Source organism: Streptomyces sp. NPDC005863 (genome assembly GCF_042871345.1).
Taxonomy (GTDB): Bacteria; Actinomycetota; Actinomycetes; order Streptomycetales; family Streptomycetaceae; genus Streptomyces.
The window spans coordinates 103,333-128,048 of sequence record NZ_JBIAII010000009.1 but is presented as its reverse complement, the minus strand read 5'-3'; the positions used below and the strand labels follow the sequence as shown (position 1 = coordinate 128,048).

21 protein-coding genes are annotated in these 24,716 nt (G+C 72.4%); 15 read left to right on the top strand and 6 right to left on the bottom strand.

All coding sequences use genetic code 11. The features are described 5' to 3' along the window. The first annotated feature begins 20 nt into the window (after positions 1-20). The 7 genes from ACFYO9_RS28045 to metK all read left to right on the top strand — a co-directional run bounded on the left by ACFYO9_RS28045 (position 21) and on the right by metK (position 6,518). Entirely contained in the window at positions 21-1,127 is a 1,107-nt protein-coding gene (locus tag ACFYO9_RS28045) for a quinone-dependent dihydroorotate dehydrogenase (protein WP_355818944.1), read from the top strand. Positions 1,128-1,132: 5 nt separating this feature from the next. Then, entirely contained in the window at positions 1,133-1,978 is an 846-nt protein-coding gene (gene pyrF / locus ACFYO9_RS28040; RefSeq protein WP_358778277.1) for an orotidine-5'-phosphate decarboxylase, read from the top strand. Between the two features lie 300 nt (positions 1,979-2,278). Next, positions 2,279-2,605 carry an integration host factor gene (locus ACFYO9_RS28035; protein WP_055564204.1) on the top strand — a complete coding sequence of 109 codons (327 nt, stop codon included), beginning with the start codon at positions 2,279-2,281 and terminating at the stop codon, positions 2,603-2,605. Between the two features lie 64 nt (positions 2,606-2,669). After that, on the top strand, positions 2,670-3,263 hold the full coding sequence (gmk, locus tag ACFYO9_RS28030; protein WP_355818942.1) for a guanylate kinase: 594 nt from the start codon (positions 2,670-2,672) through the stop codon (positions 3,261-3,263). 59 nt (positions 3,264-3,322) lie between these two features. Further along, positions 3,323-3,595 carry a DNA-directed RNA polymerase subunit omega gene (gene rpoZ / locus ACFYO9_RS28025; protein WP_005319902.1) on the top strand — a complete coding sequence of 91 codons (273 nt, stop codon included), beginning with the start codon at positions 3,323-3,325 and terminating at the stop codon, positions 3,593-3,595. A 57-nt stretch (positions 3,596-3,652) separates the two neighbouring features. Continuing rightward, a complete protein-coding gene (coaBC, locus tag ACFYO9_RS28020) occupies positions 3,653-4,909 on the top strand; it encodes a bifunctional phosphopantothenoylcysteine decarboxylase/phosphopantothenate--cysteine ligase CoaBC (protein ID WP_358778268.1) in 1,257 nt (418 codons plus the stop codon). 400 nt (positions 4,910-5,309) lie between these two features. Next, positions 5,310-6,518: a methionine adenosyltransferase gene (gene metK / locus ACFYO9_RS28015; RefSeq protein WP_355818937.1), complete on the top strand. Its 1,209-nt coding sequence runs from the start codon at positions 5,310-5,312 to the stop codon at positions 6,516-6,518. A gap of 79 nt (positions 6,519-6,597) precedes the next feature. Here the strand turns inward: metK and ACFYO9_RS28010 are convergent, their stop codons facing one another. The 4 genes from ACFYO9_RS28010 to ACFYO9_RS27995 form a co-directional block, all read right to left on the bottom strand. Beyond that, a complete protein-coding gene (locus ACFYO9_RS28010; protein ID WP_358778267.1) occupies positions 6,598-7,695 on the bottom strand; it encodes a hypothetical protein in 1,098 nt (365 codons plus the stop codon). Positions 7,696-7,725: 30 nt separating this feature from the next. Beyond that, the gene (locus tag ACFYO9_RS28005; RefSeq protein ID WP_358778266.1) at positions 7,726-9,663 is read right to left on the bottom strand and encodes a hypothetical protein; all 1,938 of its coding nucleotides are present in this window, start codon (positions 9,661-9,663) and stop codon (positions 7,726-7,728) included. After that, the gene (locus tag ACFYO9_RS28000; protein ID WP_358778265.1) at positions 9,660-10,403 is read right to left on the bottom strand and encodes a toll/interleukin-1 receptor domain-containing protein; all 744 of its coding nucleotides are present in this window, start codon (positions 10,401-10,403) and stop codon (positions 9,660-9,662) included. Before ACFYO9_RS28000 ends, ACFYO9_RS28005 begins: the two co-directional genes overlap by 4 nt. Positions 10,404-10,495: 92 nt before the next feature. Then, positions 10,496-11,812, bottom strand: a complete 1,317-nt coding sequence (locus ACFYO9_RS27995; RefSeq protein WP_358778264.1) for a helix-turn-helix transcriptional regulator — start codon at positions 11,810-11,812, stop codon at positions 10,496-10,498. 263 nt (positions 11,813-12,075) lie between these two features. On the opposite strand from ACFYO9_RS27995, the gene ACFYO9_RS27990 reads away from it, so the two are divergent. Continuing rightward, the gene (locus tag ACFYO9_RS27990) at positions 12,076-14,244 is read left to right on the top strand and encodes a primosomal protein N' (RefSeq protein WP_355818934.1); all 2,169 of its coding nucleotides are present in this window, start codon (positions 12,076-12,078) and stop codon (positions 14,242-14,244) included. Between the two features lie 442 nt (positions 14,245-14,686). Here the strand turns inward: ACFYO9_RS27990 and ACFYO9_RS27985 are convergent, their stop codons facing one another. After that, positions 14,687-15,277: a hypothetical protein gene (locus ACFYO9_RS27985; protein WP_355818931.1), complete on the bottom strand. Its 591-nt coding sequence runs from the start codon at positions 15,275-15,277 to the stop codon at positions 14,687-14,689. A 290-nt stretch (positions 15,278-15,567) separates the two neighbouring features. Between ACFYO9_RS27985 and fmt the strand changes: the two genes are divergently transcribed. Both fmt and ACFYO9_RS27975 read left to right on the top strand, forming a co-directional pair. Continuing rightward, a complete protein-coding gene (gene fmt / locus ACFYO9_RS27980) occupies positions 15,568-16,512 on the top strand; it encodes a methionyl-tRNA formyltransferase (RefSeq protein WP_355818928.1) in 945 nt (314 codons plus the stop codon). A 34-nt stretch (positions 16,513-16,546) separates the two neighbouring features. Continuing rightward, positions 16,547-18,031: a transcription antitermination factor NusB gene (locus ACFYO9_RS27975; RefSeq protein WP_355818925.1), complete on the top strand. Its 1,485-nt coding sequence runs from the start codon at positions 16,547-16,549 to the stop codon at positions 18,029-18,031. A 37-nt stretch (positions 18,032-18,068) separates the two neighbouring features. Here the strand turns inward: ACFYO9_RS27975 and ACFYO9_RS27970 are convergent, their stop codons facing one another. Then, positions 18,069-20,216 (bottom strand): MMPL family transporter, encoded by a 2,148-nt coding sequence (locus ACFYO9_RS27970; protein ID WP_358778263.1) that lies wholly within the window; start codon positions 20,214-20,216, stop codon positions 18,069-18,071. 134 nt (positions 20,217-20,350) lie between these two features. On the opposite strand from ACFYO9_RS27970, the gene rpe reads away from it, so the two are divergent. The 5 genes from rpe to ACFYO9_RS27945 all read left to right on the top strand — a co-directional run bounded on the left by rpe (position 20,351) and on the right by ACFYO9_RS27945 (position 24,698). Next, a complete protein-coding gene (rpe, locus tag ACFYO9_RS27965; RefSeq protein WP_355818920.1) occupies positions 20,351-21,037 on the top strand; it encodes a ribulose-phosphate 3-epimerase in 687 nt (228 codons plus the stop codon). A 78-nt stretch (positions 21,038-21,115) separates the two neighbouring features. After that, the gene (locus ACFYO9_RS27960; protein ID WP_355818917.1) at positions 21,116-22,168 is read left to right on the top strand and encodes a sugar-binding domain-containing protein; all 1,053 of its coding nucleotides are present in this window, start codon (positions 21,116-21,118) and stop codon (positions 22,166-22,168) included. Positions 22,169-22,242: 74 nt separating this feature from the next. Next, positions 22,243-22,635 carry a ribonuclease domain-containing protein gene (locus ACFYO9_RS27955; RefSeq protein ID WP_358778262.1) on the top strand — a complete coding sequence of 131 codons (393 nt, stop codon included), beginning with the start codon at positions 22,243-22,245 and terminating at the stop codon, positions 22,633-22,635. Beyond that, the gene (locus tag ACFYO9_RS27950; RefSeq protein ID WP_358778261.1) at positions 22,635-23,018 is read left to right on the top strand and encodes a barstar family protein; all 384 of its coding nucleotides are present in this window, start codon (positions 22,635-22,637) and stop codon (positions 23,016-23,018) included. The genes ACFYO9_RS27955 and ACFYO9_RS27950 overlap by 1 nt, the downstream gene beginning before the upstream one ends. A 237-nt stretch (positions 23,019-23,255) precedes the next feature. After that, on the top strand, positions 23,256-24,698 hold the full coding sequence (locus ACFYO9_RS27945; protein ID WP_358713828.1) for a GuaB1 family IMP dehydrogenase-related protein: 1,443 nt from the start codon (positions 23,256-23,258) through the stop codon (positions 24,696-24,698). The last annotated feature ends 18 nt before the right edge of the window (positions 24,699-24,716 follow it).

Below are 24,716 nucleotides of genomic sequence, written 5' to 3'. Positions count from 1 at the left end.
GGATCTCCGAGGACCCCACCATGTACAAACTCTTCTTCAACCTCGTCTTCCGGCGGATGGACCCGGAACAGGCCCACCACCTGGCCTTCCGCTGGATCCGTCTCGCGGCCCGCGTCCCCGTGCTGCGCACCTTCGTCGCCGCCGTCCTGGCGCCGCGCCACAAGGAGCTGCGCACCGAGGCGCTCGGGCTGCGGATGCACGGCCCCTTCGGGCTCGCGGCCGGCTTCGACAAGAACGCCGTCGCGATCGACGGCATGTCGATGCTCGGCTTCGACCACATCGAGATCGGCACCGTCACGGGAGAGCCGCAGCCCGGCAACCCCAAGAAGCGGCTCTTCCGCCTCGTACCGGACCGCGCGCTGATCAACCGCATGGGCTTCAACAACGAGGGCTCCGCGGCCGTGGCCGCCCGCCTGGGGGCCCGCAAGGCCGTCTTCAGGACGGTCGTCGGCGTGAACATCGGCAAGACCAAGGTCGTCCCCGAGGAGGAGGCCGCCGCCGACTACGTGAAGTCGACCGAGCGGCTCGCCCGGCACGCCGACTACCTCGTGGTCAACGTCTCCTCGCCGAACACCCCGGGACTGCGCAACCTGCAGGCCACCGAGTCGCTGCGGCCGCTCCTGACCGCCGTGCGCGAGGCCGCCGACCGCAGCGTCGAGGGCCGCCGGGTCCCGCTGCTCGTCAAGATCGCCCCGGACCTGGCCGACGAGGACGTCGACGCGGTCGCCGACCTCGCCGTCGAGCTAGGCCTGGACGGCATCATCGCCACCAACACCACCATCGCGCGCGAGGGCCTCGGCCTGGCCTCCGACCCGGCCCTGGTCAAGGAGGCCGGCGGCCTGTCCGGCGCCCCCCTCAAGGAGCGCTCCCTGGAGGTCCTGCGCCGCCTCTACGCGCGCGTGGGCGACCGGATCACGCTCGTGGGCGTCGGCGGCATCGAGAACGCCGAGGACGCCTGGCAGCGCATCCTCGCGGGCGCCACCCTGGTCCAGGGCTACAGCGCCTTCATCTACGAGGGCCCCTTCTGGGGCCGCGCGATCCACAAGGGCCTCGCCGCGCGCCTGCGCACGAGCCCGTACGCCACCCTCGCCGACGCGGTCGGCGCCGACGTGAGGAATTCCGCGTGAGCAGCATGAGCCCCTTCGAGCCCTTCGGTACGCGCCTGCGCCAGGCCATGGACGAGCGCGGCCCGCTCTGCGTCGGCATCGACCCGCACGCCTCGCTGCTCTCCGCGTGGGGCCTGAACGACGACGTGGCGGGCCTGGAGCGGTTCACACGGACCGTCGTCGAGGCGCTCGCCGGGACCGTCGCGGTGTTCAAGCCGCAGAGCGCCTTCTTCGAGCGCTTCGGCTCGCGCGGCATCGCCGTCCTGGAGAAGGCGGTCGAGGAGGTCCGCGCGGCGGGCGCCCTGGTCGTCATGGACGCCAAGCGCGGCGACATCGGCTCGACCATGGCCGCGTACGCCGAGACCTTCCTGCGCAAGGACTCGCCCCTGTTCAGCGACGCGCTCACCGTCTCGCCCTACCTCGGATACGGCTCCCTGAAGCCGGCCGTCGACCTCGCCCGCGAGAACGGCGCCGGGCTCTTCGTGCTCGCCCTCACCTCCAACCCCGAGGGCGCCGAGGTGCAGCACGCGGTCCGCGCGGACGGCCGCACGGTCGCGGCCACCGTCCTCGGCCACCTCGCCGCGGAGAACGCCGGGCAGACGCCGCTGGGCTCCTTCGGCGCGGTCGTCGGCGCGACGCTGGGCGACCTGTCCTCGTACGACCTCGGGATCAACGGCCCGCTGCTCGCCCCCGGCATCGGGGCCCAGGGCGCGACGCCCGCGGACCTCCCCGGCGTCTTCGGCGCCGCCGTGCGCAACGTGGTGCCGAACGTCAGCCGCGGCGTGCTCCGCCACGGACCCGACGTCACGGGCCTGCGCGACTCCGCGGAGCGCTTCGCGGACGAGATCAGGGCGGCGGTCGAAGCGGCCTGAGCGGGGCGAAGGACCCCGCGCGCGCACTCCGTCGACGGCCCGCCGACAGTTCACCGGCCCAAATCCGGGGAGAAATGCCCGATATGTACGGCTCGACAGAGGCTGACCAGGACTTTTCGTCTGTTCTCGCTGACTCCGGCGGCCATGCCCGCTAGTCTCCGTCGAGTGGGGAACCCCCCACACCCTGTAGTTAGTGGGGGGACGACGGGCAAGCGCGTTGCACGTTGCTCCCCAGGTGTGGGGCGACTAGGTTCCTCACCGGTCCGTATCCGACAGTTCGACATCCGAGGTGACGTAGGCGTGGCTCTTCCGCCCCTTACCCCTGAACAGCGCGCAGCCGCGCTCGAAAAGGCCGCCGCGGCTCGCCGGGAGCGGGCCGAGGTCAAGAATCGACTCAAGCACTCCGGCGCCTCGCTTCACGAGGTCATCAAGCAGGGTCAGGAGAACGATGTCATCGGCAAGATGAAGGTCTCCGCCCTCCTGGAGTCGCTGCCTGGCGTGGGCAAGGTCCGCGCCAAGCAGATCATGGAGCGTCTTGGCATCTCCGAGAGCCGCCGTGTGCGCGGTCTCGGCTCCAACCAGATCGCGTCGCTCGAGCGAGAGTTCGGTGGCGGTGCCGCCGGCTGACGTTCTCGGGCATTCCTGAGGGCTGATGTTCTCGGGCACTCCTGAGAACCTGGATAATCGCTGCATGGCTGCAACACCCCGGGGGACGTCCCCCGTACCCCCGGACGTACGTCCGCGGCTGACCGTGCTCTCCGGCCCCTCCGGGGTCGGCAAGAGCACGGTCGTCGCTCATATGCGCAAGGAACACCCAGAGGTCTGGCTCTCGGTCTCGGCCACCACCCGCAAGCCGCGGCCCGGTGAGAAGCACGGAGTCCAGTACTTCTTCGTCTCCGACGACGAGATGGACAAGCTCATCGCCAACGGCGAGCTGCTGGAGTGGGCCGAGTTCGCGGGCAACCGCTACGGCACCCCGCGCCGCGCCGTGCTCGACCGCCTGGAGGCCGGCGAGCCCGTCCTCCTGGAGATCGATCTGCAGGGCGCGCGCCTGGTGCGCGAGTCGATGCCCGAGGCACAGCTGGTCTTCCTCGCCCCGCCGAGCTGGGAGGAGCTGGTCCGCCGGCTCACCGGCCGGGGGACCGAGGCGCCCGACGTGATCGAGCGCAGGCTCGCCGCCGCCAAGGTGGAGCTGGCCGCCGAGGCCGAGTTCGACACCACCCTGGTCAACACCTCCGTCGAGGACGTGGCGCGTGAGCTGCTAGCCTTGATGAAAGTTCTTTAGCTCCACACCCGTGTCCTGACTCCGGTCTCGACATCACTTGACCCATCGGAAGGCGAAGAGTGTCCTCTTCCATCACCGCGCCCGAGGGCATCATCAACCCGCCGATTGATGAGCTGCTCGAAGCCACCGACTCGAAGTACAGCCTCGTGATCTACGCCGCCAAGCGCGCGCGCCAGATCAACGCGTACTACTCGCAGCTCGGTGAGGGCCTCCTGGAGTACGTCGGCCCCCTGGTGGACACCCACGTCCACGAGAAGCCGCTCTCGATCGCGCTCCGCGAGATCAACGCTGGCCTGCTGACCTCCGAGGCCATCGAGGGCCCGGCCCAGTAAGCGGTTCGTACGTTCATCACAGGCCCGGCAGCACGGCTGCCGGGCCTGTGGTGTGTCATGGAGTCGTACGCATCCGAGCGCGGATCCGAGTGCGGGGAGACGAAGGCAGTGGCCGAGAAGCCGAAGGTAGTCCTGGGGGTCAGCGGCGGCATCGCCGCCTACAAGGCGTGCGAGCTGCTGCGCCGGCTGACCGAGTCGGGCCATGACGTACGCGTCGTGCCGACCGCGTCGGCGCTGCACTTCGTCGGCGCGGCGACCTGGTCCGCGCTCTCCGGCCACCCCGTCTCGACCGAGGTCTGGTCCGACGTCCACGAGGTCCCGCACGTCCGCATCGGGCAGCACGCCGACCTCGTGATCGTCGCTCCCGCCACCGCCGACATGCTCGCCAAGGCGGCCCACGGCCTCGCGGACGACCTGCTCACCAACACGCTCCTGACGGCCCGATGTCCGGTCCTCTTCGCCCCGGCCATGCACACCGAGATGTGGGAGCACCCCGCCACCCAGGAGAACGTGGCCACCCTGCGCCGCCGCGGCGCCCTGGTCATCGAGCCCGCCGTCGGCCGCCTCACCGGCGTGGACACCGGCAAGGGCCGCTTCCCCGACCCCACCGAGATCTTCGAGGTCGTACGACGCGTCCTCGCGCGCCCGGACCAGACCCGCGACCTCACCGGACGGCACGTGGTGGTCAGCGCCGGCGGCACCCGCGAGCCCCTCGACCCGGTCCGCTTCCTGGGCAACCGCTCCTCGGGCAAGCAGGGCTACGCGCTCGCCCGCAGCGCCGCCGCCCGCGGCGCCCGCGTCACGCTCGTCGCGGCCAACGCCGCGCTGCCCGACCCGGCAGGCGTCGACGTCGTACCGGTCGGCACCGCCCTCCAGCTGCGCGACGCCGTCCTGAAGGCCGCGGCCGACGCCGACGCGGTCGTCATGGCGGCCGCCGTGGCCGACTTCCGCCCCGAGACGTACGCCGCGGGAAAGATCAAGAAGAAGGACGGCCAGGAGCCGGCGCCCATCGCGCTGGTCCGCAACCCCGACGTCCTCGCCGAGATCGCGGGGGACCGGCCGCGCCCGGGCCAGGTGGTCGTCGGCTTCGCCGCCGAGACGGACGACGTACTGGCCAACGGCCGCGCCAAGCTCGCCCGCAAGGGCTGCGACCTGCTGGTCGTCAACGAGGTCGGAGAGCGCAAGACGTTCGGCTCCGAGGAGAACGAGGCGGTCGTGCTCGGGGCGGACGGCAGCGAGACGGCGGTCCCGTACGGCCCCAAGGAGGCGCTCGCGGACACGGTGTGGGACCTGGTGGCGGAGCGCCTCTCCTGACGAGCCTGGTCCGCCCCTTTCGCTCCGCACGGCCCCCCGTCTCACCATCCGGACGGGTGGCCGCGCATTTTGACCGATCCCCGGACACCGGTTTCGCCTGTTGGCGGAACTTGGCCACATTTCCGCGCGTCTCTTGACTGTGTCTCCGTGCGCGGTGCTCAATGTCATTTTCGCCCCGTAGGGCGTCTCAAACCCGGGAAAATCGGGTGCGACGCCCCGCGGCGGAGACCGATCGTCGTACCGCGCAAAGCAGTGCCGCAGGTCACAGGGCTCCCAAGTGGCGAGACATGTGGTCCGGCGGCCGAGTGTGACCGATAAACTGGTCTCGGACGACGCCGGGCGCAGCTCCCGGCCGTCCGCCCATGATCAGCCAGCAGCCGCTGCAACCACAGGGAGCGATGTGTCCCGGCGCCTCTTCACCTCGGAGTCTGTGACCGAGGGTCACCCCGACAAGATCGCTGACCAGATCAGCGACACGATTCTCGACGCGCTTCTGCGGGAGGACCCGTCCTCCCGGGTCGCCGTGGAAACGCTGATCACCACCGGCCTCGTCCACGTGGCCGGCGAGGTCACGACGAAGGCGTACGCGCCGATCGCGCAGCTCGTGCGCGACAAGATCCTCGAGATCGGCTATGACTCCTCGAAGAAGGGCTTCGACGGCGCCTCCTGCGGCGTCTCGGTGTCCATCGGCTCGCAGTCCCCCGACATCGCGCAGGGCGTCGACACGGCGTACGAGAAGCGGGTCGAGGGCGACGAGGACGAGCTGGACAAGCAGGGCGCGGGCGACCAGGGCCTGATGTTCGGTTACGCCTGCGACGAGACCCCGGAGCTCATGCCGCTCCCGATCCACCTCGCGCACCGCCTCTCGCGCCGCCTCTCCGAGGTGCGCAAGAACGGCACCATCCCCTACCTGCGCCCCGACGGCAAGACCCAGGTCACCATCGAGTACGACGGCGACAAGGCCGTCCGCCTCGACACGGTCGTCGTCTCCTCCCAGCACGCCTCGGACATCGACCTGGACTCGCTCCTGGCGCCCGACATCCGCGAGTTCGTCGTGGAGCCCGAGCTGAAGGCGCTCGTCGAGGACGGCATCAAGCTGGACACCGACGGCTACCGCCTCCTGGTCAACCCGACGGGACGCTTCGAGATCGGCGGCCCGATGGGCGACGCCGGCCTGACCGGCCGCAAGATCATCATCGACACGTACGGCGGCATGGCCCGCCACGGCGGCGGCGCCTTCTCGGGCAAGGACCCGTCCAAGGTCGACCGCTCCGCCGCGTACGCGATGCGCTGGGTCGCCAAGAACGTCGTCGCGGCCGGCCTCGCGGCCCGCTGCGAGGTCCAGGTCGCGTACGCGATCGGCAAGGCCGAGCCGGTGGGCCTCTTCGTGGAGACCTTCGGCACGGCCACGGTCGACACGGACAAGATCGAGACGGCCATCGCCGAGGTCTTCGACCTCCGCCCGGCCGCGATCATCCGCGACCTCGACCTGCTCCGCCCGATCTACTCGCAGACCGCGGCGTACGGCCACTTCGGCCGCGCGATCCCCGACTTCACGTGGGAGCGCACGGACCGGGTGGACGCGCTGCGGAGGGCGGCGGGGCTGTAGTTCCGGCCCCCTGGTTTCGCCCGAGGCCCGGCTCTCTCCTGAAGAGAGCCGGGCCTCGGCCGTATCCGTTGCGTCGGGCTCACTCGTCGTACGGGGGTTCCTCGGCGTAGGGGTCGTCGAACGGTGGCTCGGACGGGCCGGGATCCTCCGGCGTGGGCAAGTGCTCTCCGAGCAGGCGCAGCAACGCGTCAGCGACATCCGGCAGTCCGGCGCCCTTGGCGGCGTCGGCCATGCGCTCCACGTACAGCCCTCCTCGGGGGTCGTCTGCGGGGAGCCCGGAGCCCTGCAACAGCCACCGCGCGTAGTCATCGGGCGTAGCGGGCCCGCTCCCGAAACGGTCCCCTTCGGTGTCCGGTGCGGCTTGTTCGCCCGCCTCCTGCGCGAGACCGGGGACGAAGCGGTGGAAGTCGTCCGGGACGGGCTGGTCGTTCGCGGCGGAGGACAGCTCGGCCAGGAGACCGATGTCCGAGACCGTCTTGTCGATCTGATCGTTGTTCTTGCTCAGCCACCAGACCACCGCGCTGCCCGGCGTCTTCAGGACGTCTTCGCCCAGGTAGGCCCGTTTGCTCTGTTCGTACTTGCGCTCGTGTTCCCAGACCTCCTCGTTCTTGCGCACCGTGGCGAGCTTCTCGAGCCGTTCCCGGTCGGCATCGGACAGGACCAGCCTGACGTTCTCCGCCATGGCGAGGACACGGCCACTCGGGTCGGCGACCATGGTGGCCAGTTCGCCGTTCAGCCGGTGCTGGACCAGGGAGCTCCGGTTCGGCGGGGACTGATGGGTGATGCTGCGGGCGCGGTCCACCACCGCGTCGATGGCGAGTCCGCCCGCGTTGACGAGGGGCGCGTTCGCGGGTGCGTCCTGAGGCACCCACCGAACGGTGGCCGAGAACTGGAAGTCGTAGTCGTCGCTGAGCGAGGGCAGTGAGACGTCCTTGACGACGCGTTCCCACCGCTCGACCTGGGGGATCGGGAGCTCGGGCTCCAGCAGCCGCTCAGGAGGTATGAGAGGGCGTTGCCGGCGTGCGTGGGAGAGCGCGACAGCTGTGACGGCAGCCAAGGCACCGGCCGCGACCGGCCAGACCCACAGGGGCCACCCGGTCACGAGGCCGACGATGACGAGGACGAGCGCGAGAAGCACGGTGACGAAGCCGGTCATGGCCTTGTGGCCGGATTGCATGGAGGTCTCCCATGGGCGGAGCGGAATGGGTTAACGACGGGGGCGCGTCGGCCGGATGCCCTGCGCTTCGTTGATCTTTCTGAACATCAGGGGAGCGACATGGTGTCGGCGCGACAGCTCGTGGAGGCGGGCCAGGGGAAGCGGCTCCTTGCCGCAGGCATCGACCAGCACCGTGAGGAGATGCTCGCGGTGCGTCCGCTGAGCTCGCCCGGCCGCTGTCAGCCAGTCGGCCGCCCGTTGTTGCCATCGGGGCGGCGGCACGCGCCGGAACAGGGAATCCCAGCCGCTGGTGAGCTGGACCCGGATGCCCTTCTCGTCGATGAGCGCATGGATCCCGCGGTCCTGGCGGCAGAGCAGGTCAGCGGCGGTCAAGGACAGGAACAGCCGTACGTCCGCGTCCCATCGCTGCCCGGCTAGACCGAAGGCGAGCCGCTGCAGCATCAGACGGTGCAGTCGGCGGTCGGACAGGACCAGAGCCGTCAGCTGCTGCTCCGCCGCACGACCACCACTGCGCCTGGCCAGATGGTGGAGGCGCACCACTGCCTGCTGCGGATAGGCCGCGGCGAGTTCGGCGGAGCAGACGTCCACGAGGACCGCGGCGCGTTGCTCCGGCAGCCGGGGCACACGCGACCAGTCGAGCAGCCTCCTGCGGATCTCCCTGCCGGCGTCCCTGTCGAGGGCTCCATGGGTGAGCGCCTGCGTGACGGCGGATCGGAACACCCCCTGCCGGTCCCACCAGCCGGACACCACGGCGAGCAGGCCCTCGCCTCCGCCGCTGGCGAGCGTCTGCTTCGCGAAGTGCCCGATGAGAGCGGTTCGGTCCGCGTCCGTGAGTGACGGCAGCGCGATGGCCCTGCTGACCCAGGTGGCCAACCGGGTGCGCAGGCCCGGCATGTTGTTCCAGAAGTGCGTCCGGACGGCGGAGTCGTACTCCACCGCCTCGAACGTGACCCGTCCCTGGGCGTCAGGTGTCGCCCGGATCTCGTTGAAACGCGCGGAGAGATCCTCTCGCTCCAGGAGAGGCCTTTCGTCGACGGGGTGTTTCACGGAATCGAGCAGTGCTTCACATGCCTCGTAGACCGCGTCTGAGCGTGCGCCGTGCTCACCGTGCAGCATGGCGGTGGTGAGCAGCAGCGCCCTTGAACCGCCGTCGGCCAAGGCAATGACCTGCTGTGCCACCTCCTCGGGCTGCCGGTTGATGGCCTCCAGCGCACGCGAACACCAGTCGTCGAACGTGTCGGCCGGGCGGGATCTGCGGGCTCGGCAGATCAGGTCTGCCAGGCGGGCGATGTGGCGGAGCGGCGGCTCTCGTTCGAGCAGGCGCATAAGATCGGGCGACGGTTGTTCCGGGGTCCCCGGTGCGAAGTCCTCCTGCAGGAGTGCGCGTCGAAGCACGTGGAGGCCGTGGGGGCGGCCGATGTCGACGCGGTGTGCCTCCAGCACGGGATGCAGGGGCCCGGGGAGCGGGCGTGACGGGATGACCACGGCGAGCCGCGAACCGCGCTTGCGTACCTCCGCGTGGTAGCCGGGCAGCTTGTCGTGGAGGACACGCCAGCTCTCCCGGTCGGCCTCCGAGAGGTCCAGCAGCAATCCCTCGCGCTCGCCCACCTGTTCCAGGTCGAGCAGGAGAGCGCCGCTGTCATCCTCGGGCAGCACCTCGCGGAGGTTTCCCCGAAGTTCCGGGTGGGCGTACAGCAGCATGCGGGCCGTCGCGTTCCTGCCGCTCCCGGGGCGCCCGTCGACCAGGACGGTGTGCGTCTCCATGAGGATCCGTTCGGCGTGACCCCAGCCGTCGGGTTCGACGTATCGCCGTCTGAGCCACAGCAGATGGTCGTCCGGCAACGGGCGGGACGCCTGAGGCCGCGGGGCGGAGACCGGGGCGAAGTACTGGTGGATCGTCTGGGACCCACTGCCGGTGTGGAAGGGCCCGGCCTGGGAGTGGATGTCGTACGAGACGGGGTCACTCACCGCTCGTCGTCCTCGGTGTGCCGACGCTTGTCGTAGTGGTGGTTGATGCCTCCATTGTTGGAGCCCGCGATGAACGTGCCGCCGTCCCCTTCGAACCGGGGCTGGGTGTGGTGGATGTGCTGGCTGCCCGTTCCGGTGTGGAACGGGCCGCTGTTGTTCTTGTAGATGGCTCCGGCGATGTCTCCGCTGAAGTCCCGGCCCTGGACGAGGGTGCCGTGGTTGCTGCCGCCCACGGAATTGTGGGTGCCGGACTGCTCGGACGGCGCCTGTGCGGGAACGGTGAGATCGGTCAACCCGGGTACCAGCTCAGCCAGTTGGTCGCCGATGCGGCGCAGGTCTGGCACGGAGGTGTAGGGGGTGAAGGTCAGCGCCTGCCGGTCGGCCAGCCACGTCAGTTCAGCGGGAAGCTCTGCCTTGCACAGACGCTCCGTCGAGCGCCCACTGAGGACAGGTACGACGGGAATGCCGTACTCCCGTGCCTCGATGATCTCCCTCCGGACCCAGTCGTCTTCGTGGTGCAGCTGGGGCGCTGTGGACCAGTGGGGGCCGATGACGGCCAACAGCACCCTGCAGCGCCGTACGGCTCGCATGAGTTCCTGTGTGTAGTCCGCGCCCGCCCGGATCGATGTGCCGTCGCGGAAGACCTCGTCGGTGCCGAATCGGTGGCGCAGTGCTCCGTCCAGATGGGCGGCGAGTTGGTCCCCGTCACCGGTTCGGTAGTTGATGAAGATCTTGGACACGGCGGTGTTCACCTTCCTGTTGAGCGACTGAGACGTGGTGACCGCGGAGGACGCGAGAGCTCGCGGTGTGACGTGGGGACGGCCGTCGGCCGCTACCGAACGGGGCCGTGCAGCGCGGCGGTGAGTTCGGGCGACAGCTCTGCGACGGCGGGCACCGAGCGGAAGCGTGCGAGGGTGCGTGTGAGCCGGCGCAGGTCGAGTCGGACCGTGGCGGATTCCGTGCTCCGTACGGCAGGGAGCAGGGACCGCACGACGGCGCACGAATGCTCGATCTCGCCTGCCCTGGCGTGGGCGAGCGCGCGCCGCACCCCGTAACGGGCCTGAGTCCGCAGAGCTGTGGGCGGCAGCCCTGCGCAGGCACGGTCCAGGAACGCAGCGGCCTGCTGCGGCCTGCCGAGGTCGACCAGACACCAGCCGGTGATCATGGTGATGGGATCGGCGAGGTGGGTGGCGCCCAGAACCGGGGCGGAAGGGTCGGGTCGTTCGGCGTCGTCGAGAAGGGCGCGGGCCTGGTCGAGTCGGCGCAGAGAGGCGTCGTGGTCGCCCGCGAGGGCGTGCCCCTGCGCCAGCTGTTGCGTGGCGAGGCCACGGATCCGGGGCGGCAGGCGACGGGACCGTCCGCCCTCTGCCAGGGCGATGGTGTCGGCAGCGTCACCCTGGTAGTAGCTGATCAAGGCTCGACGCACGAGGGCGTACGACGCGAGATCGTGGTCCCCGGCCGACTCGGCCAGGTCGACGGCGTGCTCGGTCCACCGGAGCGCCGCCGCGTCGTCACCTGTTTCCTGCGCCATCCAGCCGGCGAACTCGGCGTACCGCGAGGCGAGGGTCAGCAGGGCAGTTCTGGCGGCGGGCGCGCAGCGTGCGGCGAGCTCCCGGGTGGCTCGGCTCTGTTCGATGAGCGCCGGCAGCAGGGTCGTCGGAGGGGTGAGCTGCCCCAGGCCTCGGTACTGGTCGAAGAGCCCTCGCGATGCCGCGAGCAGTCCGGAGCCGCTGTCACCTGCGGATGCCCCGGCCGCCGCGGGGACGGGGCGTGCCGAGACGGCGACGCCTAGCACGGACGCGGCGCCGACCGCCATGACGCGGCGGCGGGACGGCGGGACGTGATGGTCGTCGGTCGGCGCCCCGGAGGGCGCGGTCCTGCCTCGCATGGCTTCTCCTGCCTCATTGCCCGGTGTGAGCGCAGCAGGAGGCAGGTCGGCAGGTGGAACGAGCGCTGCCAGGGCGCCGTCGGCGTCGAGCGCCGCGTCGCACAGGCGGGCGAACTCGGGGGTCGGTTTCTTGTTGCCCGTTTCGACCTTGCTGATCTGCCCCTTGCTGTAGTGCACCGACGAGGCGAACTCCGTGAGGGTGAGCCCCGCGGCCATGCGTGAACGCCGCAGTTCCGCACCGAACACTGGTTGCTCCAGCATGTGCCCCCCTCATGCCGATCCCGCCGGTGCCGTTCGGCGTCCGTCGTCGCCAGACAGCGTCGGCCGGACCCGATGACACGAGCAAGGCGGTCGGCGTGGTTTCCCGTTTCCACTTCTTGGCCTGTCGCATTCCGGGGGAGGCAACCGCACACGGCCGGAACTTGTCGAGACGGCCGTATGAGCCACGAGGGTGGCCGGTAGTCGACGGTCCAAGGGTCTGCGGGCCCGTCCCGGTGTCAGTCCGGTCTGGTAGGAATGCAGCTGTGAGCAGGGAGAACGAAGAGGGTGGGACGGGGGGTGCCGAGGGGGCGGAGCAGCTTGCGCTCATTCGGGAGTCGGTGCGGGGGGCCAAGGTGCCGCGGGCCAAGCCGCGGACCTGGCGGGGGGCCGCGCTGGCCAAGGAGCTGCCCGTGGCGCGGGTGCTCGTCGACAAGGGCGTGCTGCATCTCGACCGGTACTTCGACTACGCCGTGCCCGAGGAGCTCGACGCGGTGGCCCAGCCGGGGGTCCGGGTCCGGGTGCGGTTCGGCGCCGGGGCGCGGAACGTGCGGGAGGGGCGGCGCGAAGGGGGCGGGCTGATCGACGGGTTCGTCGTCGAGCGGCGGGCCGAGAGCGACTACAGCGGGCCGCTGGCCGCGCTCGCCCAGGTCGTCTCGCCCGAGCCGGTGCTCGACTCCGGCCTCCTCGACCTCGCCCGGGCCGTCGCCGACCGGTACGCGGGCAGCCTCGCCGACGTCCTGCAGCTGGCGATCCCGCCCCGGCACGCCCGCGCCGAAGCGCGGAAGTCGCCCGCTCCGCCGGCCCCGCCGCGTCCGCCCGAGCCGGGCAGCTGGCAGCGGTACGGGCACGGGCCGGAGTTCCTCGAAGCGCTGGCCTCAGGTGGTGCGCCGCGCGCCGTGTGGACCGCGCTGCCGGGGCCGCAGTGGGCCGAGGAGATCGCCCGCGCCGTCCAGGCCACGCTCGCCTCGGGGCGCGGCGCCCTCGTCGTCGTACCGACCGGGCGGCCCGCCGCGCGCGTGGACGCCGCGCTCACCGAACTGCTCGGCGAGGGGCAGCACGCGCTGCTGACCGCCGACGCCGGACAGGAGCGGCGCTATCAGGAGTGGCTCTCGGTCCGGCGCGGCACCGTGCGGGCCGTCGTCGGGACCCGCGCCGCCATGTTCGCGCCCGTACGGGACCTCGGCCTCGTCGTCGTCTGGGACGACGGGGACTCCAATCACAGTGACGACAACGCGCCCTTCCCGCATGTGCGGGAGGTGCTGGAGCTGCGCGCCTCGCGGGACAAGTGCGGGTTCCTGCTGGGCGGTTGGAGCTGCACGGTGGAGGCGGCGCAGCTAGTCGAGAGCGGCTGGGCCGCGCCGCTCGTCGCCGACCGCGAGCAGGTGCGGGGCGCCGCGCCGCTGGTGCGGACCGTGGGCGACGGCGACCTCGCCCGGGACGAGGCGGCGCGCGCGGCCCGGCTGCCGACGCTGGCCTGGCGGGTGGCGCGGGAAGGGCTCAAGCACGGGCCCGTCCTGGTGCAGGTGCCGCGGCGCGGCTATGTGCCGCGGCTCGCCTGCGAGCGGTGCCGGGAGCCCGCGCGGTGCCGTCGTTGCGCCGGGCCGCTGGAGGCGCAGGACGGCGGATCCGCCTTGCGGTGCGGCTGGTGCGGGGTCGAGGAGGCCCAGTGGCACTGCGAGTCCTGCGGGGCGTTCCGGCTGCGCGCCCAGGTGGTGGGCGCCCGCAGGACGGCCGAGGAGCTGGGGCGGGCGTTCCCGGCGGTGCCGGTGCGTACGTCGGGGCGTGAGCAGGTCCTCGACACGGTGCCGGGGACGCCGGCGCTGGTGGTGAGCACGCCGGGGGCGGAGCCCGTCGCCGACGGCGGTTACGCGGCCGCCCTGCTGCTCGACGGGTGGGCCATGCTGGGGCGGCCCGACCTGCGCGCGGGGGAGGACGCGCTGCGCCGGTGGATCGCGGCCTCCTCGCTGGTCAGGCCGCAAGGTGCGGGCGGCACGGTCGTGGTCGTCGCCGAGCCGACGCTGCGGCCCGTGCAGGCGCTGGTGCGGTGGGACCCGGTGGGCCACGCGGTGCGGGAGCTCGCCGAGCGGGCCGAGCTCGGGTTCCCGCCGGTGTCGCGGATGGCGGCGGTGTCCGGAACACCCGAGGCGCTCACGGAGTTCCTGTCGGGCGCCGAACTGCCGGGGGACGCGGTGGTGTTGGGCCCGGTTCCGGTACGAGAGGCAGGCCCCGTGCCCGCCCGGCGGGGCGGAGGTGCGGGGGCCGGGGAGCGGGCCGAGCGGGTGCTGATCCGGGTGCCGCCGGGGAGTGGTTTCGCGCTCGCGGCGGCGTTGAAGGCGGCGCAGGCCGCGCGGATGGCGCGGGGCGCGAAGGGGGCGAAGGAGTCCGGCGGCGAGGCGGTACGGATCCGGGTCGACCCGCCGGACATCGGCTGAGGCGGGCTGGCTGGGAGACGTTCGGCTGAGGCGGGCCTGGTTGGGCTGGCGCTGCTCTGGCCGGGCGGGGTTGGGCTGACGCGGGCCTGGCCGGGCGGCGGGACTGAACTGACGCGGGCTCGCCCGGGCGGGGTTGGGCTGACGCGGACCTGGCCGGGTGGGGTTGGACTGGCGCCGGTCTGGCTGGGCGGGGTTCGGTTGACGCGGGTCCGGCTGGGCGGGGTTGGGCTGCCGGTCTGACCCGGCAGGGTTCGGTCGACGCGGGCCTCGCCGGCCGGAGTTCGGCTGACGCGGCCTCGCCGCGGAGTTCGGTGGGGACATGTCACCGTCGCAGCTCAGCTCAGCTCAGCTCAGCCCCGCCCGCCACGCGCCGCACGCCGCCGGAACACGGAGCTGCCCCCTCGTCCCTGGCGGGGGACGAGAGGGCAGCGATCGGGGGGCGTCAGCCGTTGCGGGGCCCGGGGAAGGCGCTGGGCCTGGGGTCCTCGCGGAGCACGGGGCTGCCCGCGGTGGGCTGGGTCGGCATCGCGCGGGCGGCGGGGACGGACGGCAGGGGGACACCGACCGGAAGCGGCCGCGTGGCGGTGGCGGTGGCCGTGGCGCCCGCCGCGGCGGGGGACGGCACGACCGTACCCGGCGTCGGCGTCTCCGTGGCGCGCTCCGCCTCGGCCGCCGCCTGCGTGGTGGCCCGGCGCGCGCCGTAACGGCGGTGGACCGCCTGCTTGGTGACGCCGAGCGCCGAGCCCACCGCGTCCCACGAGAAGCCGAGCGAGCGGTCGAAGTCCACCGCGGCGGTGACCAGCGTCTCGACGCTGTCCCGCAGTTCCTGGGCGAGGCGGACGGTCGGGGCGGGTGCCCGTCCGTACACGACGAAGCCCGCGGACGGGCTGGAGCGGCGCGGGCGGTAGACGTTGCCGAGCTGGGCGGTGAGCGTACGCAGTGCGTCCACCTGCCGGCGGACCCGCTCGATGTCCCGCACCAGGAGGTGCAGGCTGGCCCGTGCCTGGGCGTCGTGGGTTGCGTGGTCGGCCATGAACAAGCCTCTCGAACCGGCGTTGAAAAGGATCGGGCCGCATCCGCGGCCCATGGTGGTCAACTCTTTCTTGACCAACGCGCTAGTTCGTGTGGGGTCACGGTGCAGGGGCGTATGCGCATATGCACAGGGCGCGCGCCATTTCGTACGCCCCCGGCGCCGTCAACCTCAGTCCCCGGAAAGGACCGTCCCGGGCGGCCCCGCGGGGCGGCCCATAGACTGGTGCGTCGCCGTCCCCGCCGGTCCTTGGCCGTCGCTCCTCCCTGACCAGAGATCCGAGGTACCCCCCAGTGAAGCTCGTCTTCGCAGGCACTCCCGAGGTCGCCGTCCCCGCCCTCGACGCCCTCATCGCCTCCGACCGGCACGAGGTGGCCGCCGTCGTGACCCGGCCGGACGCGCCCGCGGGCCGGGGCCGCAGGCTCGTCGCCAGTCCGGTCGCCGAGCGGGCCGCGGAGGCCGGCATCGAGGTGCTGAAGCCCGCGAAGCCGCGCGACGAGGAGTTCCTGGCCCGGCTGCGCGAGATCGGGCCCGACTGCTGCCCCGTCGTGGCCTACGGCGCGCTGCTGCCCAAGGTCGCCCTGGACGTCCCGGCCCGCGGCTGGGTCAACCTGCACTTCTCGCTCCTTCCGGCCTGGCGCGGCGCGGCCCCGGTGCAGCACGCGGTGATGGCGGGCGACGAGATCACCGGCGCCTCCACCTTCCTGATCGAGCAGGGGCTCGACTCCGGACCGGTGTACGGGACGGTGACGGAGGCGGTCCGTCCCACCGACACCAGCGGCGACCTGCTCACCCGGCTCGCCTTCGCGGGCGCCGGGCTGCTCGTCGCGACCATGGACGGCATCGAGGACGGCAGCCTGCAGGCCGTGCCCCAGCCGGCCGACGGCGTCACCCTCGCCCCGAAGATCAACGTCGAGGACGCCGAGGTGGACTGGGCCGCCCCGGCGCTGCGCGTGGACCGCGTGGTGCGCGGCTGCACGCCCGCCCCCGGCGCCTGGACCGTCTTCCGCGGCGAACGCCTGAAGATCATCCAGGCCGCGCTCGTCCAGGACCGCACCGACCTCGCGCCCGGTGAGCTGTCCGCCGCCAAGAACAATGTGTACGTCGGTTCCGGATCGCACGCCGTCGAGCTGCTCTGGGTCCAGCCGCAGGGCAAGAAGCCGATGCGCGGCGCGGACTGGGCGCGCGGGGTGCGCATCGCCCCCGGCGAGCGGGTGGGCGCCGGCGTCGTAGGCTAGGTGGGTTCGACCCACACCAGCAGCGGAGCACCTTGTGAACGACCAGCCGAACCGGCGTCCCGACAAGCCGGGAGGCAAGCCGGGCAATTCGGGGGGCAAGCCGGGCAAGCCGGCGAAGTCCAAAAAGCCTTACCGCCGACCGCAGAAGGACCCCGTCCGCTTCCTCGCATTCGAGGCCCTGCGGGCGGTGGACGAGCGCGACGCGTACGCCAACCTCGTCCTGCCCCCGCTGCTGCGCAAGGCCCGTGAGAAGGACGCGAACTTCGACGCGCGGGACGCGGCGCTCGCCACCGAGCTGGTCTACGGCACGCTGCGCCGCCAGGGAACCTACGACGCCGTCGTCGCGGCCTGCATCGACCGGCCGCTGCGCGAGGTCGACGCGCCGGTCCTCGACGTGCTCAACCTGGGCGTGCACCAGCTGCTCGGCACCCGCATCCCCACGCACGCCGCCGTCTCCGCCTCGGTGGAGCTGGCGCGCGTGGTGCTCGGCGACGGACGGGCCAAGTTCGTCAACGCCGTGCTGCGCAAGGTCTCCCAGGACGACCTCGACACCTGGGTGGAGCGGATCGCGCCCCCGTACGACGAGGACCCCGAGGACCACCTCGCCGTCGTCCACTCGCACCCCCGCTGGGTCGTCTCGGCGCTGTGGGACTCGCTCGGCGGCGGCCGCGCGGGCATCGAGGACCTCCTTGAGGCCGACAACGAACGGCCCGAGGTGACGCTGGTGGCACGCCCCGGCCGCGCCACCGCCGACGAACTCCTCGCCGCCGTCGGCGAGGACTCCGCGCTGCCGGGCCGCTGGTCGCCGTACGCGGTGCGGCTCAGCGAGGGCGGGGAGCCGGGCTCCCTGGAGGCCGTGCGCGAGGGCCGCGCGGGCGTGCAGGACGAGGGCAGCCAGCTGGTCGCGCTCGCGCTCGCCGACGCCCCGCTGGAGGGCCCCGACGAGAAGTGGCTCGACGGCTGCGCGGGCCCCGGCGGCAAGGCGGCACTGCTCGCCGGGCTCGCCGCCCAGCGTGGCGCCGCGCTGCTCGCCGCCGAGAAGCAGCCGCACCGGGCGGGACTGGTCGCGCAGGCGCTCGCCGGGAACCCGGGACCGTACGAGGTGATCACGGCCGACGGCACCCGCCCGCCGTGGCGCCCCGGCACCTTCGACCGTGTCCTGATGGACGTGCCCTGCACGGGACTCGGCGCACTGCGCCGCCGCCCCGAGGCCCGCTGGCGCCGCCGCCCGCAGGACCTGGAGGGCTTCGGACCGCTGCAACGCGCGCTGCTGCGCACGGCGTTGGAGTCGGTGCGGGTCGGCGGCGTGGTCGGCTATGCGACCTGCTCGCCGCACCTGGCCGAGACACGGGCCGTCGTGGACGACGTGCTCAAGCAGACCGGCGGAGCCGAACTCATCGACGCACGCCCGCTGTTGGCCGACGTCCCGGCGCTGGGCGACGGCCCTGACGTACAGCTGTGGCCGCATCTGCACGGGACGGACGCGATGTATCTGGCGCTGATCCGACGGACGGCCTGAGGGCCGTCCGACGGCCGACGGCCGGCGGCCGGTCCCGTCACGGACGGTCCGGGGTCGGCCCGTGCTCCTCGGGCCTGCGCGCCAGCGGGTGCGGCCACCACACCCTCGGGCCCACGTCCAGGAACAGTGACGTGACCAGGATCGACCGTACGACGAACGTGTCGAGCAGGACGCCGAGGGCCACCGCGAAGCCGATCTCGGCGAACGCCACCATCGGGAGCGTGCCGAGCGCCGCGAACGTGCCCGCGAGGACCAGGCCCGCCGAGGTGATCACCGCGCCGGTCGCCGCGAGGCCCGTCAGGACGCCCGCGCGCGTGCCCTGGCGGGCCGCCTCCTCGCGGATGCGGGTCGACAGGAAGATGTTGTAGTCGATGCCGAGCGCCACCAGGAAGACGAAGACGAAGAGCGGGAAGTCGGTCGGCTCGCCCGCGTAGTCGAAGAGGTGGCGGAAGGCCAGCGCGCTGAGACCGAGCGCCGTCGCGAAGGACAGCACGACCGTCGCGATCAGCAGGAGCGGGGCGAGGACCGCGCGCAGCAGGACGCCGAGGATCAGCAGGACCACGAGCAGCACGAGCGGGATGACCAGCTTGTTGTCGTGGGCCGTGGCGTGGTCCATGTCGAGCAGGGCCGCGGTGCCGCCGCCCACCTTTGCGTTCGCGTCGGGCACGGCGTGCACCGCCGCGCGGACCCGTTCCACCGTCCGCTTGGCGGCCGCGCTGTCCGGCGGGTCCGTGGGCGTCGCCTCCAGCAGCACCCGCCCCTCGTGCTCGGCCCTGGTCCCCGGGGGTACGCCGACGCTGCCGGGCTGCACGCCCCGGGTGTCCGCGACGACCTCGCCGACGCGGTCGCCGCGCGCCCGGTCCGCCACGATCACCAGGGGGTCGCCGGAGCCCGCGGGGAAGTGCCGCGCGAGCACCTCCTGGCCGGTGATCGAGTCCGGCTTGTCGGTGAACGAGTCGGCGTTGCCGAGCCCCTCGGCGCGCAGCTGCAGCAGGCCCAGCGAGAGCAGGGCGAGCACCGCCGCCGTGCTGGCCCAGATCAGCCGCGGGCGGCGGGCGATGCGCCGGCCCGTACGGGCCCACAGGCCGCGCTCGGTCGGCTCGGGGGAGCCCGCGTGGGGGACCAGCGGCCAGAAGAACCACCGGCCGAAGATCACCAGGAGGGCCGGGAAGAGCGTCAGCATCGCGACGAGGCCGACGGCGACGCCGATGGCGGCGACCGGGCCGAGGCCCCGCGTCGAGTTCATCTCGGCGGCCAGCAGCACCAGCATGCTCAGGACGACGGTCGCGCCGGAGGCGAGGACCGCGGGTCCGGCCCGGTGCAGGGCGCGGGCCATCGCCTCGTGGCGGTCCTCGTGGCGGCGCAGCTCTTCGCGATAGCGAGCGACGAGGAGCAGGGCGTAGTCGGTCCCCGCGCCGAAGACGAGGACGGTGAGGATGCCCGCGCTCTGGCCGTTGACGGTCAGGTCCGCGTGCGTGGCGAGCAGATAGACGAGGGCCTGGGCGGTGAAGAGCGCGGTGATCACCGCGAGCAGCGGGGCGAGCAGCAGCGTCGGACTGCGGTAGGTGAACAGCAGGATCACCACGACGATGCCCGCCGCCGACAGGAGCAGCGTGGAGTCGATCCCCTCGAACGCCTCGGCGGAGTCGGCGGCGGTGCCGCCAGGACCGGTGACGTGCACGGCCAGGCCCCCGCCGCCCTCGCCCACCCGCTCCCGGATCGCGTCGACGGCGGGGCCGATGCGCTCCCAGCCCTCGGCGTCCATGGTGATCGGGACGGACACCTGTGCCGCCTCGGCGCCCGCCTTCGCGTCGTAGAGCGGGCCGCGGGTCTCGGCGCCGCGGATCCCGTGCGCGCGCAGCGCCTTCGCCTCGCGCACGTCCTCGGCGATCCGGGCGCGGTCCGCTCCGGTGAGGCCGCCCTCGCGGGCGTACACCACGATGGCGGGGATCACCTCGGGTCTGAACTCGGCCGAGATGTCCAGGACTTGGGTCGACTCCGCGGAGCCGGGCAGCCAGGACTCCGCGTCGTTCTCCTGGGCGTCGGCGAGCTTCTGCGCCAGCGGCGCCGCGACGATCAGCACCACCAGCCAGAACAGCACCACCAGCCACTTGGTGCGCCGCCCGCACACCAGCCACGCCGCCCCGCGCCGCTTCCGCCGTCGTACGTCCGCCACATCCGCCATGGCTTCCCCCCGCTCGCCGTGCGCGGTGCCGCCCGGCGGTCCAGCATGGCACCCCGGGCGCGGCCGCGGGAGCCGCTGTGCCCAGGCGGTGGACTGCGGTCAGCAACATGCCTCGGACATGGCAGGCTTGGGGCATGGCCGTGCAGATCAATCCCAGCATCCTGTCCGCGGACTTCGCCCGTCTTGCCGAAGAGGCACAGGCCGTCGAGGGCGCCGACTGGCTCCACGTCGACGTGATGGACAACCACTTCGTCCCGAACCTCACGCTCGGGGTGCCGATCGTAGAGTCCCTCGCCCGTGCGACGGACACGCCGCTGGACTGCCACCTGATGATCGAGGACCCCGATCGCTGGGCCCCCCAGTACGTCGAGGCGGGCGCCGGATCCGTCACCTTCCACGCGGAGGCCGCCGCCGCGCCCGTCCGGCTCGCCCGAGAGATCCGCGCCAAGGGCGCCCGCGCCTCCATGGCGCTGAAGCCGGCGACGCCCGTCGAGCCGTACGAGGACCTGCTCCCCGAGCTCGACATGCTGCTGATCATGACGGTCGAGCCGGGCTTCGGCGGCCAGGCCTTCCTGGACATCATGCTGCCCAAGATCCGCCGCACCCGTGACCTGATCGGCAAGCACGGCCTGGAAATGTGGCTGCAGGTCGACGGCGGTGTCTCGGCCGAGACGATCGAGCGGTGCGCCGAGGCGGGCGCCGACGTGTTCGTCGCCGGCTCCGCCGTCTACGGCGCCAAGGATCCGGCGGACGCGGTACGTTCATTGCGCACCCAAGCCGAGGCAAAGACGGCGTCAAGCGCCTGGGCGTGCGGCCACTGAGCCAAGGGAACGTGAACGCAGTCCTTCAGGACTGAGCAACAAGGCCGGATCTGCAAGGATGAACGGCGAACCCAGTTTGTGAACAGCAGTGAGGAGAGCGCCGTGTCGGCCATGTCGGCGGGTCGGTCAGCCATGCGGATGGGACCCGCGGAGCTGGTGCAGGCGGCGGCCATGGCCCGCCGCTTCTACCTCGAGGGCAAGTCCAAGATCCAGATCGCCGAGGAGTTCGGCGTCAGCCGCTTCAAGGTGGCCCGGGTCCTGGAGACCGCCCTGGAGCGGGATCTCGTGCGCATCGAGATCCGGGTGCCCGCAGAGCTGGACGCGGAGCGCTCGGACGCGCTGCGCGCCCGCTACGGGCTGCGGCACGCCGTCGTGGTGGAGTCACCGGCGCCCGCCGACGAGATCGACGAGTCCCCCGACCCGGAGAACCTCGGCGAGGTCGCGGCGGACCTGCTCGGCGAGCTGGTCAACGAGGGCGATGTGCTCGGCCTCGCCTGGGGGCGCTCCACCATCCACATGGCGGCCGCGCTCGACCAGCTGCCGCCGTGCACCGTCGTGCAGCTCACCGGCGTGTACGACGCGGGGACCGCGGAGCGCGGCTCGGTCGAGGCGGTCCGCCGCGCCGCCCAGGTCTCCGGCGGCGAGGCCCACCCCATCTACGCGCCGATGCTGCTGCCCGACCCCGCCACGGCGGCGGCGCTGCGCAACCAGACCGGGATCGCCCGCGCCTTCGAGTACTTCGACAAGGTCACGGTCGCCTGCGTCTCCATCGGCTCCTGGGAGCCGGGCATCTCCACGGTCCACGACATGCTCAGCGACGAGGAGCGGGCGCATTACGCTTCGCTGGGAGTGGCGGCGGAGATGTCGGCCCACTTGTTCGACGCCGAGGGGCGTCGGGTGGGGCGGGATCTCGGGGAGCGGTGCATCACCGTCGAGACGGACCGGCTCCGGCGGATTCCGGAGGTCGTCGCCATCGCGGGCGGGCAGCGGAAGGCCGCGGCGATCGACGCGGTGCTGCGGTCCGGGCTCGTCACCAGCCTGGTGACGGACACGGCGGCTGCCGATCAGCTTCTCGTGGCAGGGCCCACGCCTCGTCCCGCGTTGAACAGGGCCGACCCGGACGGCAGCTGAGCCCCTGCGGGTTGTGGGGGCCGGTCGCGCAGTTCCCCGCGCCCCTCAAGGGGCGCCGTGGCAGGGTCTGAGACATGGTGAACCGGGTTGTTCCCCGCGTCCTGGGGGCTCTGCTCGTCTGTCTTGCGGTTTTCGTCGCCGGGTGTTCGTCCGGCGACGGTGACCGGGACGCCCCCGGCTGGGCGCACGGCATGGCCACCGTCCGGGCCGACCGCCTGCCCGCCGAGGCACGGCGCACGCTGGAGCGCATCGATGACGGGGGCCCCTTCCCGTACGAGAAGGACGGCACCGTCTTCGGCAACTTCGAGCGGGAACTGCCGCGGCGCGAACGCGGTTACTACCACGAGTACACCGTCCGCACGCCGGGCGGGCGCGACCGCGGGGCCCGGCGGATCGTCACCGGGGGCGGCGGCGAGATCTACTACACCGATGACCACTACGCGTCCTTCAAGGCGGTGCTGAGGTAATGCCCGGTGGAACCGACAGCGTGCCCGGCCCGCTCGCGCCCGTGCTCGACGCCGCACGCGGGGCCGGCTGGACCACCGCGACGCTCTCCCTGGACGGCGTGACGGACAAGGCCGCCTTCATGGAACGCTGCGCCCGCGGCCTCGGGCTCCCCGACTGGTTCGGGCACAACTGGGACGCCCTCGCCGACTGCCTCACCGACCTGTCGTGGGCACCCCGCGCGCGGGGGCGGCTGCTCGTCGTCTCCGGGTGGCAGGAGTACGCGCGGGCGGCACCCGAGGAGTGGGGGATCGCGCAGGAGGTGTTCTCGGCGGCGGTCGAGCACTGGCGCGGGGCGGAGACGGGGCTGGAGATCGTGCTCGCGCTCGGGTCGGCCACGCCGTAGCCGCTCGGCCCCGGCGCCACGTAACCGCCCGACCGCGTCGCCACGGAGCGTCGCGCTCTCTGAACCGAGTGTTCCGCTTCAGCCCCCGGCTTGGACGATTCCACCACCGCCCCCGTCGCCTGCCTGGGTGATCGTCCCAGGCGGCACAACCCCGGCGGCATGGGAGAATGAAGTACGTGCTTTTCCCTCGGCCTAACTGTCCGGGGGCCACCTCTGATCGACTGGGATGAGCAGCACGTGCGCTTCCTCAATGACATCCAGCCTGCGTACGACCTGACGTACGACGACGTCTTCATGGTCCCGAGGCGCTCCGCCGTCGGCTCCCGCCAGGGCGTGGACCTCTCGTCGCCCGACGGCACCGGCACCACGATCCCGCTGGTCGTCGCCAACATGACCGCGATCGCCGGCCGGCGCATGGCCGAGACCGTCGCCCGCCGCGGCGGGATGGTCGTCATCCCCCAGGACATCCCGATCGAGGTCGTCACCGAGGTCGTCTCCTGGGTCAAGACGCGCCACCACGTCCTGGACACCCCGATCGTCCTGGCCCCCACCCAGACCGTCGCCGACGCCCTCGCGCTGCTGCCCAAGCGCGCGCACAACGCCGGCGTCGTCGTCGACGGCGACCAGAAGCCCGTGGGCGTCGTCACCGACACCGACCTGAGCGGCGTGGACCGCTTCACGCAGCTCTCCGAGGTCATGTCCCGCGACCTGCTGCTCCTGGACGCCGACATCGACCCGCGCGACGCGTTCAACAAGCTGGACCACGCCAACCGGCGGTACGCCCCGGCCGTGGACAAGGACGGCCGCCTCGCCGGCATCCTCACCCGCACCGGCGCCCTGCGCGCCACCCTCTACAGCCCCGCCGTCGACGCCAAGGGCGGCCTGCGCATCGCCGCCGCCGTCGGCATCAACGGCGACGTGGCGGGCAAGGCCAAGCAGCTTCTCGACGCGGGCGTCGACACGCTCGTCGTGGACACCGCGCACGGCCACCAGGAGTCGATGATCGCCGCGGTCAAGGCCGTGCGCGGTCTCGACCCGCAGGTCCCGATCGTCGCGGGCAACATCGTCGCCGCCGAGGGCGTGCGCGACCTCATCGAGGCCGGCGCGGACATCATCAAGGTCGGCGTGGGCCCCGGCGCCATGTGCACCACGCGCATGATGACCGGCGTCGGCCGCCCGCAGTTCTCCGCGGTGCTCGAATGCGCCGCCGAGGCCAAGAAGTTCGGCAAGCACGTCTGGGCCGACGGCGGTGTGCGCCACCCGCGCGACGTCGCCATGGCGCTGGCCGCCGGCGCGTCGAACGTCATGATCGGTTCCTGGTTCGCGGGCACGTACGAGTCCCCGGGCGACCTCCAGCAGGACGCCAGCGGCCGCCTCTACAAGGAGTCGTTCGGCATGGCGTCGGCCCGCGCGGTGCGCAACCGCACCAGCGAGGAGTCGGCGTACGACCGCGCCCGCAAGGCGCTCTTCGAGGAGGGCATCTCCACCTCCCGGATGTTCCTCGACCCGACCCGCCCCGGCGTCGAGGACCTGATCGACTCGATCATCGCGGGCGTCCGCTCGTCCTGCACGTACGCGGGGGCGGGCTCCCTGGAGGAGTTCACGGAGAAGGCGACCGTCGGCGTCCAGAGCGCCGCGGGGTACGCCGAGGGCAAGCCGCTGCACGCCAGCTGGCAGTAATCCCCGCCGGTGGTACGG